Origin of the sequence: Halococcus thailandensis JCM 13552, assembly GCF_000336715.1 — an archaeon.
GTDB lineage: Archaea > Halobacteriota > Halobacteria > Halobacteriales > Halococcaceae > Halococcus > Halococcus thailandensis.
Window position 1 is genome coordinate 1 of sequence record NZ_AOMF01000178.1, and the last position, 338, is coordinate 338.

General features: G+C 60.1%; 1 rRNA gene. It reads left to right on the forward strand.

From position 1 onward, the window contains the following. A 23S ribosomal RNA gene (locus C451_RS23165) occupies positions 1-338 on the forward strand; the annotation flags it as partial.

The window sequence follows — 338 nt, forward strand, 5'->3', positions numbered from 1 at the left end:
GTAGCAGCGGTAGTCGGGTTAGAATCCCGACGGCCTCACGGACAAGGGTTCCTCGGCAATGTTCGTCAACCGAGGGTTAGCCGGTCCTCAGTCCTACCGCAGTTCGAGTAGGACGAATCGGGAAACTGGTTAATATTCCAGTGCCCGCGTGCAATCATGCCAACGCCTCGGGGTCGACCGAGCCGGGCACTCGCCCGGTCGAATCATCAAAACTCGTGGAAGCCGTAACGGCACGAAGCGGGTGAACGATGAGATAGAGAAATTCGGTCCAACCTGGGGCCCGTGAAAAGGCGCACGCGGTCCGTACCCAGATCCGACACAGGTGTCCGTGGCGGCGA